Genomic DNA, 14,791 nt, shown 5'->3' on the forward strand with positions numbered 1-14,791 from the left:
GCGAGGCCCGGAGGCCCGGAGGCCCGGAGGTCCTGACACCTGTGGCCCTGAGGTCCCGGGGTCTTGTCGCCTTCAGGCTTGGTGGCCCTGTGTCCCTACCGCTCGGCGGCCGGGCGCCGCGCCGTGCCCAGCACGCAGTAGGACGTCGGCAGCGTCGGGCCCTTCTCCGGCATTCTCATCCGCCGGTGGGTGCCCAGCTCGAACCCGGCCGCCCGCAGCGCGCCCACCGGGTCACGGGACAGATGGCAGCCGCCGTTCAGCAGGGGCCACAGGGTCCGGTCCAGCGCGCGCTGCGTGAACGTCATCGCCCGGCCGCCGCCCGCCCCGTGCTCGAAGAACCGCACGGCACCGCCCGGGCGCAGCACCCGCCGCACCTCCGCGAGGGCACGTGGCACGTCGCGCACGCTGCACAGCACCAGAGAGAGGACCGCCGCGTCGAAGGCCTCACTCTTGACGGGCAGCGCCTCGGCCGCGCCCGGCACGACATCGACGGGCAGCTCGGCGCGCAGAGCCGCCTCGACCGCCAGCTGCCGCAGCACCCGTTCCGGTTCGATCGCGACGATCTCGGAGACCGTGCCCGGATAGTGCGCGAAGTTCAGGCCGTTGCCCGCGCCGATCTCGATCACCCGCCCGGACAGCCCGGCCAGCAGCTCGCGCCGCACGTCGGCCATCCCCATCCGGGACTCGGCGGCGACGCTGATCCGCGCGTAGTACCGGGCGAACAGGGGATGGTGAACCGCGTCGCCCGCCATCCGGCCATCGCCACCGGAACCGTTGGACCGCAACACCATGAGGACCTCCCCAGCAGAACCGGACCAGGTCGATTCTCCCCCGGATCGTCCTCCGGCGTCGCCAGGACACCGCCGGTGCGTCCGCCGGCGTTGCACGTCCCGCCCGGCTGAGCGGGGCCCGGCCTCACACCCTCCCGGGCGGCGCCTCCCGCACCCGGAACGCCTCCGCGTCCCACGTCCCGTGCAGCCGGGGCGCCAGCCAGTCCGGGGCCGCGGCCCGGAACGTCGCCGGGCCGAGCGCCGCCGCGCGCTCCGGCAGGGCGCCGAGCAGGGGCGTACCGGAGCACTCCGGGAGGTCCGCGAGGTTGCAGCGGGAGGCGAGGTCCGGGTCGGCCGGCCAGCTGCCGATCACCACTCCCAGCGGCTCCAGCCGCCGTGTCCGCAGCTCACGTGCCGTCAGCTCGGTCGCGTTCAGTGTGCCGAGCCCGGCGGTGGCCACGATCAGGACCGGCGCCGACAGCAGCCGCGCCGCGTCCGCCAGCGTTCCGCCGGCCGCGTCGAACCGTACGAGCAGGCCGCCCGCGCCCTCCACCAGCACCAGATCGTGCTCGGTGGCCAGCTTGGCCGCGGCATCGGCGACGTCCTGCGGATGCACGGGTGCCCGCCCGGCCCGCCGCGCCGCCGTGGCCGGCGCCAACGGCTCCGGATAGCGGGCGACCTCGGCCGCCGTGACGTCGCCCGCGAGCCGCGCGACCTCCGCGGCGTCCCCGCGCTCGTCCTCCCGTACGCCCGTCTGCGCGGCCTTGAGCACGGCCACCGACAGGCCCGCCGCCAGCGCGGATGCCGCCACGGCGGCCGTCGCGACCGTCTTGCCGACCTCCGTGCCCGTGCCCGTGATCACCAGTACCGGCATGTCATCCCTCCCGTGCCGCCGCGCACACCGCGCGGGCGATCCGTGCCACGTCGGCGTCGTCCGTGACGTACGGCGGCATCGTGTACACCAGGTCGCGGAACGGCCGCAGCCACACGCCCTCGCGCACCGCCGCCTCCGTGGCCGCCCGCATGTCGACGGTGTGGTCCAGCTGGACCACACCGATCGCGCCGAGGACCCGCACCTCGCGCACGCCCGGTAGGTCCGCCGCCGGTGCCAGCCCGTCCCGCAGGCCCGTCTCGAGCCGTTTCACCTCGGCCTGCCAGTCCTGCCCGAGCAGCAGCTCGACCGAGGCGCACGCCACGGCGGCGGCGAGTGGATTGCCCATGAAGGTCGGGCCGTGGGCGAGTACCGGGACCTCGCCGCGGGAGATCCCGTCGGCCACCTCGGGCGTGCACAGCGTGGCCGCCATGGTCAGATAACCGCCGGTCAGCGCCTTGCCCACGCACATCACGTCGGGCGTCACCGCCGCGTGTTCCGCCGCGAACAGCGCGCCGGTACGCCCGAAGCCGGTCGCGATCTCGTCGAGGACCAGCAGCACGCCGTGCGCGTCGCACGCCTCGCGCAGCACCCGCAGGTAGGCGGGGGAGTGGAACCGCATCCCGCCCGCGCCCTGCACCACCGGCTCCACGATCACCGCGGCCAGTTCGTCGGCGTGCCGCTCGACGAGCGACCGCAGCTCGTCCGCGTACGACTCCTCGTACGCGGCGGGCGGCGGGCCGGCGAACACCTGGCGTGGCAGGACCCCGGCCCACAGGTCGTGCATCCCGCCCTCGGGGTCGCACACCGACATGGGCTGCCAGGTGTCCCCGTGGTAGCCGCCGCGCCAGGTCAGCAGCCGCCGTTTGCCGGGGCGGCCCAGCGAACGCCAGTACTGCAGGCACATCTTGACGGCGACCTCGACCGACACCGACCCGGAATCGGCGAGGAACACATGCTCCAGACCGTCCGGTGACATGTCGACAAGGAGCTTCGCGAGGCGTACGGCGGGCTCGTGGGTGAGCCCGCCGAACATCACGTGACTCATCCGCCCCATCTGCTCGCGCGCGGCCTCGTTCAGCACCGGGTGGTTGTAGCCGTGAATGGCCGACCACCACGACGACATGCCGTCGACCAGTTCCCCGGAGCCGTCGGCGAGGCGCAGCCGCACCCCGCTCGCCGACTCCACCACGAGCGGCTCCTGCCGCCCGGGCATCGGGCCGTACGGATGCCACACGTGCCGCCGGTCGAGGTCGAGCAGCTCGGGTACGCCCAGGTCAGGCATTGGGCGCGAGGTCGGTCCCGGCACCCCGGCGGCGCACGGCGACGAGATCGGTACGAGGCGCGTCGGCCGTGACGGGAGCGGCGCCGGGCACGGAAGCGGACGACGACGCGGGCGCGGAGCCGCAGACCCCGCCGCCCTCGTGGCACCCGCCCGCAGCACCCTCGTGGCACCCGCCCGCGTCGTCCCCGTGACAGCCGCCCCCCGCGCGGTGCCGAGGCAGCGTCACGTCGCCGGCGCCCTCCACCTCGAACCCGGCGTCCGCGATCATGTCGAGGTCGGCCCTGCCGGCCTGGCCCTCGCTGGTGAGGTAGTCGCCGAGGAAGACCGAGTTGGCCAGGTGCAGCGCGAGCGGCTGCATCGACCGCAGATGGACCTCGCGGCCCCCCGCGATGCGCACCTCGACGTCCGGGCACACGAACCGCACCATCGCGAGGATCCGCAGGCAGCGCTGCGGGGTGAGGTGCCACTCCGTGGCGAGCGGTGTGCCCTCCATCGGGATCAGGAAGTTCACCGGCACCGAGTCCGGGTCCAGCTCGCGCAGCGAGAACACCACGTCCACGAGGTCCGCGTCGCTCTCGCCCATGCCCGCGATCAGGCCGGAGCAGGCGGACAGCCCGGCCGCGTGCGCCTTTCGCACGGTGTCGACCCGGTCGGCGTAGGTGTGCGTGCTGGTGATGTCGCCGTACGTGGACTCGGAGGTGTTGAGGTTGTGGTTGTAGGCGTCGGCGCCCGCGTCGCGCAGCCGGTCGGCCTGCCCGTCGGAGAGCAGGCCGAGGCAGGCGCACACCTCGACGCCCTCGTTCTGCTCCTTGATCGTCTTGATGGTCTCGGAGACGCGGTCCACGTCACGGTCGGTCGGGCCCCGTCCGCTGGCCACCAGGCACACCCGCTTGGCGCCGCCGGCCACCCCGGCCGCGGCGGCCTCGGAGGCCTGGTCGGGCTTGAGCCAGGTGTACTTGAGGATGTCGGCCTTGGAGCCGAGGCGCTGCGAACAGTAGGAGCAGTCCTCGGGGCACAGGCCGGACTTGAGGTTGACGAGATAGTTGAGTTTCACCCGTCGGCCGAACCAGTGCCGGCGTACCTTTCCGGCCGCGGCCACCACATCCAGCAGGTCGTCGTCGGTCGTGGCGAGAACGGCCAGGGCCTCCTCGCGGGTCGGCAGCTCGCGCCGAAGCCCCTTGTCCACCAGCGTGTTCAGCAGATCCATGAGAGCCGATCCTTACGTACGGAGGCGTGCCGGGCCAAGGATGGTTCGCACAACCCTCCCCGTTCGGCGTGTGTGGATTGCCACACCATGGGCGGCCGACCGTCCGGCTAATGTCTGTGCACTGCCTACAAAGGCCGGTGCCGCGCGGAGAGGATCGCGAAGGCACTGTCCACCACAGCACCGGAGGGGCCATGGGGTTCGGCTGGATCGACGAGCGGGCGGAGCAGCGCCGGCGCGCCGGACTCGTACGGACCCTGCGGCCCCGCCCCGCCGCGTCGGACCTGCTGGACCTGGCGAGCAACGACTACCTGGGCCTGGCTCGGCACCCCGAGGTCATCGAGGGCGCGGCGCGGGCCGCGCGGACCTGGGGCGGCGGGTCGACCGGCTCCCGACTGGTCACCGGCAGCACCGGACTCCACGCCGAGCTGGAATCCGAACTGGCCGCCTTCTGCGGCTTCGAGTCGGCCCTCGTCTTCTCCTCCGGCTACGCGGCGAATCTGGCCGCGGTGACCGCGCTGGCGCCGCACGGCTCGCTGATCGTGTCCGACGCGGGCAACCACGCCTCGCTGATCGACGGCTGCCGGCTGGCGCGCGGCACCACCCAGGTCGTCGGGCACGCCGACCCGGAGGGCGTGCGCAAGGCACTTGCCACGCACGGGGGGCCCGCCGTCGTCGTGTCCGACACGGTGTTCTCGGTGGACGGCGACGCCGCCCCGCTGGCCGCTCTCGCCGCGGCGGGCCGGGAGCACGGGGCGGGCCTGGTCGTCGACGACGCCCACGGCCTGGGCGTCCTCGGCACCGGCGGGCGGGGCGCGGCCGAGGCGGCCGGGATCGCGGGCGCCGGCGACGTGGTCGTGACGGTCACGCTGTCGAAGTCCCTCGGCGGCCAGGGCGGCGCGGTCCTGGGCCCGGCCCGGGTGATCGACCATCTGGTCAACGAGGCCCGGACGTTCATCTTCGACACCGGGCTCGCGCCCGCGGCCGCGGGCGCGGCGCTGGCGGCGCTGCGGCTGCTGCGCCGCGAGCCGCAGCGGGCCGCGCGGGCCCGTGGGGTCGCGGCCGAGCTGCACGCCCGGCTGACGGCCGGGGGCCTGGAAGCGGTACGTCCCGACGCCGCGGTGGTCTCCGTGCGCGCGCCGTCCCCGGAGGGTGCCGTGCGATGGGCGGCGGACTGCCGCGTCGAGGGACTGGCCGTGGGCTGCTTCCGTCCTCCTTCCGTGCCCGACGGTGTCTCACGGCTCAGGCTGACCGCCCGCGCGGATCTCTCCGGGGAGCAGCTGGAACACGCGGTGCGGGTCATCGGCGAGACGCGGCCATGAGTCGGCGTCGCACGGCCGTGTGTCGTCCGGGGTGACCGGTCAGTCGCGCCGGGGTGCCCGGCGGCTCACCGGAACGCGACCGTGAACGCCGCCCAGCTCTCCGGGGAGAAGAGCAGCGCGGGTCCGGCCGGTTCCTTGGAGTCGCGGACGGCCAGCAGCCCGGTCCAGGGACCGGAGCGTGGACGGGCCGCCTCGACGCAGTTGTTCGCTCCGGTGCTGTAGCTGCTGCGCAGCCAGTGCACGTCGTGCAGGTCGTTGCTGGAAGGGACGTTCCGAGGCAGTGCGGTCATGGTGCCTCCTTACGTGTCACCGGTCATACCGGCGATGAATTCCAATGATTCCTCGGGTGAGAGAGCGTGAGCCAGCAGGGAGTCGAAGGCCTCTGCGTAGGCCTCTAAGTCTTCTTTCCGTTCGAGATGGAGGCTACTCGTCAAGTGGTCGAGAACGACGACATCCAGATCAGATGTGCGCGAAAATGAGAAAATAACGAAAGATCCCGTGACCCCGATGTGGGCTCCGGCGGCAAACGGCAGTACTTGCAGTCGTACGTGCGGCATAATCGCCGCCTCCGTCAGCCTCTCCAACTGCCGCGACATCACCCCGGGCCCGCCCACTTCCCGGCGCAGTACGGCCTCGTCCAGTACCGCGCTCAACGTCAGCGGGGGTTTCGCGCGCAGCACGTCCTGCCGGGCCAGCCGCACCTCCACCAGCGCGTCCAGCCGTTCCTCGGACAGGCCTTCGACCGCGGCGCAGGTCACCGCTCTGGCGTACTCCGGGGTCTGCAGCAGTCCCGGCACCACCGAGGTCTCCAGGGTGCGCATCGCGCTCGCCTGGGACTCCAGACTGATGAAGTCCCGGTAGGTGGGCGGCAGTTCACCGCGATAGGCATGCCACCAGTGGTTGCGTCCGTTGCCGTCGTGCGCGCCCGCGAGGACGAGCAATAACTCCCGGAGCTGGTCGTCCGCCACGCCGTAGGCGTCCAGAAGCAGTCTCACGTCGGCCGGTTTCACGCCGCTCGTGCCGGTCTCGATCCGGCTCACCTTCGACTGGTGCCATCCCACCAGCCCGGCCGCTTCCCCACTCGTGAGGCCCACCGAGGTGCGCAGCGCACGCAGTTCGGCGCCCAGTTTGCGGCGGCGCACCGCGGGCCCGTGCTTCATGGGCTTCTCCTTACTCCTTACGAGTCGCCCAAATACGTTCTCGCGTCGCAGAGTTCACCGCATCGAGCGACAGATATATGCAGATGTTGATGGATCGCCGCCCTTGCCGTGGTGATGATGGCAGTGTGGCGAGGAAGCACCAGTCCGGGACCGTACTCCAACCGTCCGCTTCATGCCGGACCAAGGTCCCCTGGGAAAGGGACGAGAGCGCCATGGCAGACCATCTGGAAGCATCCGTCACTTTGGCAAGCGATCCCGCCTCGGTGTCCGCGTCCCGTTCCTTCGTGGTGGACACACTGGCGGAATGGGGACTGCCGGCGGGCACGGACGAGTCCGAGACGATCCGGCTCATCGTGTCCGAGCTCGCCACCAACGCGGTCCAGCACACTTTGGGCACGTCACCCACCTTCACGGTGGACGTCGCCCTGCACCGCGACGAACGCCTGCGCGTCGGAGTGACCGACAGCCACCCGCGGTTCCCGAAGCGGCTGCCCGCGGCCGTCCAGCAGGACAACGGGCGCGGTATGAGGATCATCCGGTGGCTGGCGGCGGAGTGCGGCGGCAGGCTGCGCGTCAGACCCACGCGCGAGGGCGGCAAGACGGTCTCCATCGAGCTGCCGTGGCACGGCACGGCCCCGCCGGCCGGAGCGGTGGCGGCGGCGGGACAGCAGGAGCCGTAGGACAGCCCCGGTGCGGGGGCGACGGCACGTCGGTGCCGCCGCCCGCGTGTGGTCAGCGCACGCGCCCGTACCAGGCTCCGCGGCTCCAGATCCTTTCCAGCCGCACCACCGCCCCGGATTTCGGGGCGTGCCAGATCCTGTTCCCGCCGGCGTAGATGCCGACGTGGTAGATGTAGCGGCCGGAGTGGAAGAACACCAGGTCACCGGCCTTGCGACTGCTCGCGGAGATGTGCCGGGTCCGGTTGTACTGCTGGGCCGCCGTACGCGGAAGTTTCTTGCCGGCCTTCCGGTACGCGTACAGCGTGAGCCCCGAGCAGTCGAACCTGTGCGGGCCCGTGGCGCCCCAGCGGTAGGGGGCGCCCTTCTTGGAAGCGGCGATCCGGAGCGCCTTGTGGGCCGAGGAGGCGGCGACCGCCTCGGAGCCGGCGCCCGGGATCACGAGGGAACCGATCACGACGGAGAGGGTGAGGGCCGAGGCCGTACCGGCCCGGACCAGGAGAGACGGGACACGATTGAGCGCGGTCATGCGCAACCCTTCGTCAGCCGCCTGTGAAGGATGACCTGTCGGATTCGGGCTGGCGAAGTAGCCCGGCCGCTGCTGCGGCTTCACCCCAAGGGCTGCTCGGAACGGCTGTCGTGCCGGTCCGGCGGCCCGTCGTGCTCGGGTCCTCCACTCCTGCCGATCCATCCTCTTCTGTCGACCGGGCATCCGGGCGGCGGCAGGATTCGGCGTCCGCCCGGACCGCCCCGCCGCGGTGGCGGGGGCTTGTCGTCAGTGAAGGATCTTGACCGTCGGCAGTATGAATATCCCCATGCGCAGGGCTTTGTGGCGTTGATCACCCTTCGCCCATTCGGGTGGACAGAGGGGTCTCGGAGTCCTTCGTCCATTACCTCGACGAGCCCCGGACCAGCGGCGGAGCACCGCTCGGCGCCCGCACGCCCCACGCCGGCGCGCAACTGCGCCGGGCCCGGAAAAGGACGCGCGTCTACGCCGACAGGGGGTACGCCGTTCGGCCCGTTTCACCCCCGGCCCTACGTGCGGTCCGACCCGCCGGAGTCCCGTCACCCGGGGGCGCGGCAACCGCCGGACTGCGGCGGAAGGGTGACCCGGGCGGTGCGTCGCCCGCCGTCCAGCACCCGCGGCGCGGGGCCGGGGCACCACCGGCAACCGCGGCGGGGGCAGCGCCGGGGGCCTACCCTCCGCACCGGGCCAAGCCGCACCTGCCGCCATGGCTCGGCGTCGTCGGCGTCGCCGGGTCCGGCGCGAACCCGAGGTTGGCCGGACCCTTGGTGCCGGCGTCGTCCGCCCCTGCGCCGGCGAGCGCTGGCGCAACGGCACCGGCGGCAGTGGCCAACGAGCCGAGCAGCTCGCTGGCCACGCGCATCACGAATCCGCGGCGACCCGAAGAGTTCCCCCCGGGCCCAAGGGTCGCCGGCCGGGCCGCCGCGGGCCCTCCTGCGGCAGCCGCTCGCCCTCCGCAGCCTCCACTGCCCTGTCCGGCCCGGAAAGTCTCTCCGCGGGCAGCAGACGCGCCCCTGTCACCTCCCCGGGAGGCTCGATCGCGGCCGGTCCCCTGCCCAGTACTCGACGTGTCACAGGGTGATCATTCCGCAGCATGGGCGCGTCGGGGCGAAGAACAACGAAGGCCCGCCACCGGTGAGCGAACGTCACCCCGTGTGCGAGCCCGCGTCGTCGCGACCGCGGCTGCCTTTGCCCGTCGCCTCCTGGCCGTGTGAGATCCCCTCACCGCTGAGAGGATCGCGGGAGGATCGGCCGGACAAAGGACCTTCGGGGCAGTCGGCGGCCACCCCCGGTCCGGCCTCCCGCCCATCCGTGCCGGTTGTCGTCGGGCGGCGGGCCCCAGGCACTGCCGGGGCGCGGCCCAGGATTCTGGCAGCGGTGCAGCGGCGCTTTCCCTCCCGCGGGGCCGGAGGACTTGGACGTCATCTCGGCAGCGACTTCGGCCGAGGGCATGGGACCGGGCACCTTCGGCACCGGAAGGTCGACGTGGGCTCTGACGGGCACGGACTGCCTGTGAGTGCTGGGGAGCTTCGGCACCGGAACGTTGGCCTCGGCCTCGGACGCGGCGGGTCCGGCCTGCGGAACACCCGCTGCCTCGGGTGGCTTTCCGACGAACGGACCTTTCGTTCCGTTTATCGGATTGGCAAAGAAGTCCCTTGACCCCTGTTCCCGGAGATCGCACAGCCGCGAGGATCCCCGTACCCAATCGCAAGAATGTACGGGAGACCCACTTGAGGAAGAGAAAACTGAACCGGCGGGTGACCGTCTTGGGTTCGGCGGGTGCGCTCGTCACCGCCACACTGCTGGCCGGGGCCGTCACGGCACCCACGGCCAGCGCGAGCCCGGCCGGTTTCGGCCAGGACCGTGAGGCCCGGGGCGCCGCCCTCGCGGCGGCGCGCGCGGCGCACACCGGCATCGACTGGCAGGACTGCCCCGCCGACTGGGGGCTCGAGAAGCCCATCCAGTGCGGCTGGGTCACCGTCCCGCTCGACTACGCCAGGCCGAACGGCAAGCAGATCAAGCTCGCCGTCGACCGCATCGGCAGCACGGGCACGAAGGCCGAGCGCCAGGGCGCCCTCATCTACAACCCGGGCGGCCCCGGCGGCTCCGGCCTGCGCTTCCCGCGCCGGGTCACCACCAAGAGCGCGGTGTGGGCGAAGACGGCGAAGGCGTACGACTTCGTCGGATTCGACCCGCGCGGCGTCGGTCACTCGGCGCCCATCTCCTGCGTCGACCCGCAGGAGTTCGTCAAGGCTCCCAAGGCCGACCCGGTGCCCGACACCGAGGCGGACAAGCTCGCCCAGCGCAAGCTGGCCCGCGAGTACGCCGAGGGCTGCTACGAGCGCAGCGGCGAGATGCTGCCGCACATGACCACGCCGAACACCGCGCGCGACCTCGACGTCGTCCGCGCCGCGCTCGGCGAGCAGAAGCTCAACTACCTGGGCGTCTCCTACGGCACCTACCTGGGCGCCGTGTACGGCACGCTCTTCCCGGGTCACGTGCGCCGCATGGTCGTGGACAGCGTCGTCAACCCCTCCCGCGAGAAGATCTGGTACCAGGCCAACCTGGACCAGGACGTCGCGTTCGAGGGACGCTGGAAGGACTGGCAGGACTGGGTCGCCGCCAACGACGCCACCTACCACCTCGGCGCCACCCGTGCCGAGGTCCAGGAGAAGTGGCTGGAACTGCGCGCCGCCGCGAAGAAGAGCCCCCTCGGCGGGGTCATCGGCCCGGCCGAGCTCATCTCCTTCTTCCAGAGCGCGCCGTACTACGACTCCTCCTGGGCGCCGGTCGCCGAGATCTTCAGCAAGTACGTCGCCGGAGACACCCAGGCGCTCGTCGACGCCGCCGCACCCGACATGTCCGACACCGCGGGCAACGCCTCCGCGGAGAACGGCAACGCCGTCTACACGGCCGTCGAGTGCACCGACGCCAAGTGGCCCACCAGCTGGCAGACCTGGAACCGCGACAACACGCGGCTCCACCAGGACCACCCGTTCATGACGTGGGCCAACGCCTGGATGAACCTGCCGTGCGCCACCTGGCCGGTCAGGCAGCAGACCCCGCTGAACGTGAAGACCGGAAAGGGGCTTCCGCCGGTCCTGATCGTCCAGTCGGAGCGCGACGCCGCCACCCCGTACGAGGGTGCCGTCGAACTGCACCAGCGCTTCGCGGGCTCCCGCCTCATCACGGAGAAGAACGCGGGCTCCCACGGCGTCACCAGCCTGACCAACCCCTGCATCAACGAGCGGGTGGACGGCTACCTGCTCACCGGCAAGCTGGACGCCGCCGACGTGACGTGCGACCCGCACGCCACGCCCACGCCGTAACCGACGGCAGCGGCACGAAAGTGACACAAGGGGCGGCGGGAGAAACATTCCCGCCGCCCCTGCTCTCCTTGCTTCCCCTCGCCGCCGACCGCTCCGGCTTCGGTCACCTCAGCGGCACGCGCGGGAAACGGCGGCCCTTCCCGGCCTGCGCCGCCTTCTGCGCAGCGGTCTCCTCCGCCTTCACCACGGCCGCGTACCGGTCGACGTACTCCTGCTCGGACAGCGTCAGGATCGCGTACATGATCTCGTCGGTGACGGCGCGCAGGATGGCCTTCTCGTCCTCCATGCCCTCGTAGCGGGAGAAGTCCAGCGGCTTGCCGAAGCGGATGACGACCGGATGGACACGGGGCACCACCTTGCCGGGCGGCTGCGCCTCGAACGTGCCGATCATCGCGCACGGAATCACCGGCACCTTGGCCTTCAGCGCCATCACGGCGACACCGACCTTGCCCTTGTAGAGCCGGCCGTCGTGCGAGCGCGTGCCCTCCGGGTAGATGCCCAGCAGCTCGTCCTTGCCCAGCACGCCGAGACCCTCACGGATCGCGGCCTGACCCGCGTCCTTGCCCGACCGGTCCACCGGGATCTGGCCCGCGCTGTGGAAGAACGCCGCCGTCAGCCTGCCCTTGAGCCCGGGGCCGGTGAAGTACTCGGCCTTCGCCAGGAACGTGATGCGCCGCTTGAGTATCGCCGGCATCACGAAGTGGTCCGCGAAGGAGAGGTGGTTGCCCGCGACGATGGCCGGCCCCGACGACGGCACGTGTTCCAGGCCCTCGATGCGCGGCCGGAACACCAGGCGCAGCAGCGGGCCCAGCAGCACGTACTTGAGCAAGTAGTAGAACAAGGCGTCGCTCCTCAACTTGGCGATCGGCACAACCGCCGCGTTCCAGCTGGTCAACCCGGCACAACGTGGGGGAACAGTCTAGGCGCGGGCCCCGCCGCCCGAAACCGCTGGCACAGGGCCTGCCCGCCGCCCGCCGTGTTCCTGCCCATCCGGTTCCCTCCGGGCAGTGCGCCACGCCGTTCGACGCGGCGTCAGGACAGCGGGTCCGTCAGCGGCTGCTCCGCCCAGATGATCTTCCCGTCGGGCACGAACCGGGTGCCCCAGCGCTGGGTGACCTGCGAGACCAGCAGCAGCCCGCGCCCGCCCTCGTCGGTGGTGCGCGGGTGGCGCATGTGGGGTGCGGTGGCGCCATGGTCGAACACCTCGCAGACCAGCGTCCGTTCCCTGATCAGGCGCAACCGGATGGGGCCCTCGGAATACCGGATCGCGTTGGTCACCAGCTCGCTCACGACCAGTTCCGTCGTGAAGACGAGCTCGTCCAGGTGCCAGCGCGCGAGCTGTCCGGCGGCCCGGTGGCGGGCGTCGGCCACCACCGCGGGGTCCGAGGGCAGCTCCCAGGCCGCGACCTGACCGTCGCCGAGCCGCCGGGTACGGGCCATCAGCAGCGCCACGTCGTCGTGCGGCCTGGCCGGCACCAGCGCGTTCATCAGGTCCTGACAGCGCAGGGGGAGCGGGGCGTCGGACTCCTCGAGGGCGTGGCGCAGCCGGTCCCGGTCGGCGTCCACCGACCAGGCGTTCCCGCGGGCCAGCAGCCCGGCGGTGTAGAGCACCAGCGTGCTGCCCTCCTCCACGGTCAGCTCGACCGACTCGAACGGCGGCCCGCCCGCGCCCAGCGGGGGCCCCTGCGGCAACTGGACCAGCGTGACCGCGCCGTCGGGTGCGACGATCACCGGGGCGGGGTGACCGGCGGCGGCGACGGCGCACCGGCCGTCGCTCGGGTCGTAGACGACGTACGCGCACCCGGAGCCGATCGGCATGGGCAGGTCGGCGCCCGCGGAGTACATCTCGATGCCCTCCTCGTGCGCCGACTGGGCCACCAGGTCGTCCAGGTGAGCGAGGACCTCCTCGGGCGGCAGGTCCAGCGCGGCCAGCGTCCGCACCGCGGTGCGCAGCCGCCCCATCGCGGCGGCCGCCGCGATACCGTGCCCGGGCACCTCGCCCACCACCAGGGCGACGCGCGCGCCGGACAGCGGGACGAGGTCGTACCAGTCGCCGCCGACGCCGGTCAGCTCGTCGGCGGGGAGGTAGCAGGCGGCCACCTCGACCGCGTCCTGCTCGGGCAGCCGGTGCGGGAGCAGACTGCGCTGCAGGACGAGGGCGGCGTTGCGCTCACGCGTGTAGCGCCGGGCGTTGTCGACGCAGACGGCGGCGCGCGCGACGAGGTCCTCGGCCAGCCGCAGGTCCTGCTCGTCGAAGCGCCCCTGGCGCTCGCCGCGGAAGAAGGTGGTGACGCCGAGGGTGGTGCCGCGGGCGCGCAACGGCACGATCATCGCGCTGTGCGGGCCCCGGGCGGCGGCGGACCCGCGGCCGTCCAGGCAGTACCCGGTCCAGTCGTGGGCGAGCGGATCGAGCTGCGCCTCCCGCCAGGACAGGCCGGTGGCGAGGCAGCGTACGGGGGGCGAACCGGCGGGGTAGGTGGTGAGTGTGCCGGTCCCGCCGGTCCCGCCGGTCCCGCCGGTCCCGGCCGTTCCGGTGGTCCCGGTGGTCCCGGTTGTCCCGGTGGTCCCTGCCGTTCCGGCGGTTCCTGCGGTCCCCGTGGTTCCGGCGGGCGCCGTGGGGGCGTCGCCGTCGTCCGGGTCCTCCGGTTCCGGCGACCGCCGCAGGCCCGCGCGGCGCAGTCGTACGCCGCGGGTGTGCACGACCGGCGCCGCCGCCACCTCGTCGCCGCGCAGCACCGGCTCCAGCAGGTCGACGGCGACGAAGTCGGCGAACTCCGGCACCACCACGTCGGCGAGTTCCTGCGCGGTGCGCTCGATGTCCAGGCTGCGGCCGATGTGCTCACCGGCCCGGTCGAGGAGGGCGAGGCGGCGGCGGGCGCGGTGACGTTCGGTGATGTCGAAGAGCGTGTAGTACACGCCCATCGGGTGGCCCGCGTCGTCCTCCAGTCGGAAGAACGACATCATGAACGCCGACTCGTGGTACGGGTCGGACAGTACGCGGCCGATGTGCTCGTAGCCGACGACGGGCTCGCCGGTGGCCAGTACCCGCCGCATCTCCTTCTCGATGGCCGCGGCGTCCAGACCCGGCTGGACATCGGCGATCCTCCGCCCCAGACGGCCGGCCGCCGGGCCGCCGCCGAACTGCTCGAGGGCGGCGTTGGACCATACGAAACGCAGGTCCGTGTCCACGATCGCGAAGCCCACCGGGGACCCGGAGACCATCTGCTCCAGCACCGTGCGGCTGATGCCCCGGCCGGGGGTGTGCACCGCCTCCGACAGCAGCACCAGCCAGTGCGGTCCGGCGTCGCCGCCCTGCAGCGGCGCGATCCGGGCCACGACCCCGACGCGGCTGCCGTCCTTGCGGCGCGCGATCAGCGGGCCGGTCCAGCCGCCGTCCCTGCGGCAGGCCTCGACGAGGTCCGGCACACGGCGGGCGTCCGGCTCGGCCAGCAGATCGGCCAGCCGGGTGCCGACGGCCTCGGACGCGGGGTACGCCAGCAGCGCCTCGGCGTTCCTGGTCCAGCTCGTCACCACACCCTGGGCGTCGAGCATCAGGGGCGCGGCATCGGCCACGTCGAGCCGCTGCCGGGCCCCGTCCCGCTCCTCGTCTGCGCCCACGGCCGACCTCTCTGTCGCGGAGAGTGGTC

12 protein-coding genes and 1 riboswitch are annotated in these 14,791 nt (G+C 72.6%); of the genes, 3 read left to right on the plus strand and 9 right to left on the minus strand.

Annotated elements, in window-relative coordinates; genetic code table 11:
- Positions 1 to 95: 95 nt before the first annotated feature.
- The 4 genes from ABZ354_RS16930 to bioB all read right to left on the minus strand — a co-directional run bounded on the left by ABZ354_RS16930 (position 96) and on the right by bioB (position 4,133).
- Complete coding sequence (locus ABZ354_RS16930) at positions 96 to 791, minus strand: class I SAM-dependent methyltransferase (protein ID WP_358657372.1); 696 nt, start codon at positions 789 to 791, stop codon at positions 96 to 98.
- A gap of 124 nt (positions 792 to 915) precedes the next feature.
- On the minus strand, positions 916 to 1,644 hold the full coding sequence (gene bioD / locus ABZ354_RS16935; protein WP_358657374.1) for a dethiobiotin synthase: 729 nt from the start codon (positions 1,642 to 1,644) through the stop codon (positions 916 to 918).
- Between the two features lies 1 nt (position 1,645).
- Positions 1,646 to 2,926 carry an adenosylmethionine--8-amino-7-oxononanoate transaminase gene (locus ABZ354_RS16940; RefSeq protein ID WP_358657376.1) on the minus strand — a complete coding sequence of 427 codons (1,281 nt, stop codon included), beginning with the start codon at positions 2,924 to 2,926 and terminating at the stop codon, positions 1,646 to 1,648.
- Entirely contained in the window at positions 2,919 to 4,133 is a 1,215-nt protein-coding gene (bioB, locus tag ABZ354_RS16945) for a biotin synthase BioB (protein ID WP_358657378.1), read from the minus strand. The genes ABZ354_RS16940 and bioB overlap by 8 nt, the downstream gene beginning before the upstream one ends.
- 191 nt (positions 4,134 to 4,324) lie before the next feature.
- Between bioB and ABZ354_RS16950 the strand changes: the two genes are divergently transcribed.
- Positions 4,325 to 5,452, plus strand: coding sequence for an 8-amino-7-oxononanoate synthase (locus tag ABZ354_RS16950; protein ID WP_358657380.1), 1,128 nt, complete (start codon positions 4,325 to 4,327; stop codon positions 5,450 to 5,452).
- Between the two features lie 65 nt (positions 5,453 to 5,517).
- Here the strand turns inward: ABZ354_RS16950 and ABZ354_RS16955 are convergent, their stop codons facing one another.
- Both ABZ354_RS16955 and ABZ354_RS16960 read right to left on the minus strand, forming a co-directional pair.
- Positions 5,518 to 5,742, minus strand: a complete 225-nt coding sequence (locus tag ABZ354_RS16955; RefSeq protein WP_358657382.1) for a DUF397 domain-containing protein — start codon at positions 5,740 to 5,742, stop codon at positions 5,518 to 5,520.
- A gap of 9 nt (positions 5,743 to 5,751) precedes the next feature.
- The gene (locus ABZ354_RS16960) at positions 5,752 to 6,612 is read right to left on the minus strand and encodes a helix-turn-helix transcriptional regulator (protein WP_358657384.1); all 861 of its coding nucleotides are present in this window, start codon (positions 6,610 to 6,612) and stop codon (positions 5,752 to 5,754) included.
- A gap of 212 nt (positions 6,613 to 6,824) precedes the next feature.
- Between ABZ354_RS16960 and ABZ354_RS16965 the strand changes: the two genes are divergently transcribed.
- Positions 6,825 to 7,292 (plus strand): ATP-binding protein, encoded by a 468-nt coding sequence (locus ABZ354_RS16965; RefSeq protein WP_358657385.1) that lies wholly within the window; start codon positions 6,825 to 6,827, stop codon positions 7,290 to 7,292.
- 52 nt (positions 7,293 to 7,344) lie between these two features.
- Here ABZ354_RS16965 and ABZ354_RS16970 read toward each other — a convergent pair whose 3' ends face one another.
- The gene (locus ABZ354_RS16970) at positions 7,345 to 7,818 is read right to left on the minus strand and encodes a C40 family peptidase (RefSeq protein ID WP_358657387.1); all 474 of its coding nucleotides are present in this window, start codon (positions 7,816 to 7,818) and stop codon (positions 7,345 to 7,347) included.
- A 3-nt stretch (positions 7,819 to 7,821) separates the two neighbouring features.
- Positions 7,822 to 8,034, minus strand: a riboswitch (cyclic di-AMP (ydaO/yuaA leader).
- A gap of 1,511 nt (positions 8,035 to 9,545) precedes the next feature.
- On the opposite strand from ABZ354_RS16970, the gene ABZ354_RS16975 reads away from it, so the two are divergent.
- Positions 9,546 to 11,144, plus strand: coding sequence for an alpha/beta hydrolase (locus tag ABZ354_RS16975; protein WP_358657389.1), 1,599 nt, complete (start codon positions 9,546 to 9,548; stop codon positions 11,142 to 11,144).
- 103 nt (positions 11,145 to 11,247) lie between these two features.
- On the opposite strand, the gene ABZ354_RS16980 is transcribed toward ABZ354_RS16975, so the two are convergent.
- Positions 11,248 to 11,985 carry a lysophospholipid acyltransferase family protein gene (locus tag ABZ354_RS16980; RefSeq protein WP_358657391.1) on the minus strand — a complete coding sequence of 246 codons (738 nt, stop codon included), beginning with the start codon at positions 11,983 to 11,985 and terminating at the stop codon, positions 11,248 to 11,250.
- A 191-nt stretch (positions 11,986 to 12,176) separates the two neighbouring features.
- The gene (locus tag ABZ354_RS16985; RefSeq protein WP_358657392.1) at positions 12,177 to 14,762 is read right to left on the minus strand and encodes a SpoIIE family protein phosphatase; all 2,586 of its coding nucleotides are present in this window, start codon (positions 14,760 to 14,762) and stop codon (positions 12,177 to 12,179) included.
- Positions 14,763 to 14,791 lie beyond the last annotated feature (29 nt).

Origin of the sequence: Streptomyces sp. NPDC005925 (assembly GCF_040638805.1) — a bacterium.
Taxonomy (GTDB): domain Bacteria; phylum Actinomycetota; class Actinomycetes; order Streptomycetales; family Streptomycetaceae; genus Streptomyces.

Excerpts from the sequence above, each read along its gene's own strand:
- ABZ354_RS16930 (WP_358657372.1), bottom strand. The coding sequence starts at position 791 with ATGGTGTTGCGGTCCAACGGTTCCGGTGGCGATGGCCGGATGGCGGGC.
- bioD (WP_358657374.1), bottom strand. The coding sequence starts at position 1,644 with ATGCCGGTACTGGTGATCACGGGCACGGGCACGGAGGTCGGCAAGACG.
- ABZ354_RS16940 (WP_358657376.1), bottom strand. The coding sequence starts at position 2,926 with ATGCCTGACCTGGGCGTACCCGAGCTGCTCGACCTCGACCGGCGGCAC.
- bioB (WP_358657378.1), bottom strand. The coding sequence starts at position 4,133 with ATGGATCTGCTGAACACGCTGGTGGACAAGGGGCTTCGGCGCGAGCTG.
- ABZ354_RS16950 (WP_358657380.1), top strand. The coding sequence starts at position 4,325 with ATGGGGTTCGGCTGGATCGACGAGCGGGCGGAGCAGCGCCGGCGCGCC.
- ABZ354_RS16955 (WP_358657382.1), bottom strand. The coding sequence starts at position 5,742 with ATGACCGCACTGCCTCGGAACGTCCCTTCCAGCAACGACCTGCACGAC.
- ABZ354_RS16960 (WP_358657384.1), bottom strand. The coding sequence starts at position 6,612 with ATGAAGCACGGGCCCGCGGTGCGCCGCCGCAAACTGGGCGCCGAACTG.
- ABZ354_RS16965 (WP_358657385.1), top strand. The coding sequence starts at position 6,825 with ATGGCAGACCATCTGGAAGCATCCGTCACTTTGGCAAGCGATCCCGCC.
- ABZ354_RS16970 (WP_358657387.1), bottom strand. The coding sequence starts at position 7,818 with ATGACCGCGCTCAATCGTGTCCCGTCTCTCCTGGTCCGGGCCGGTACG.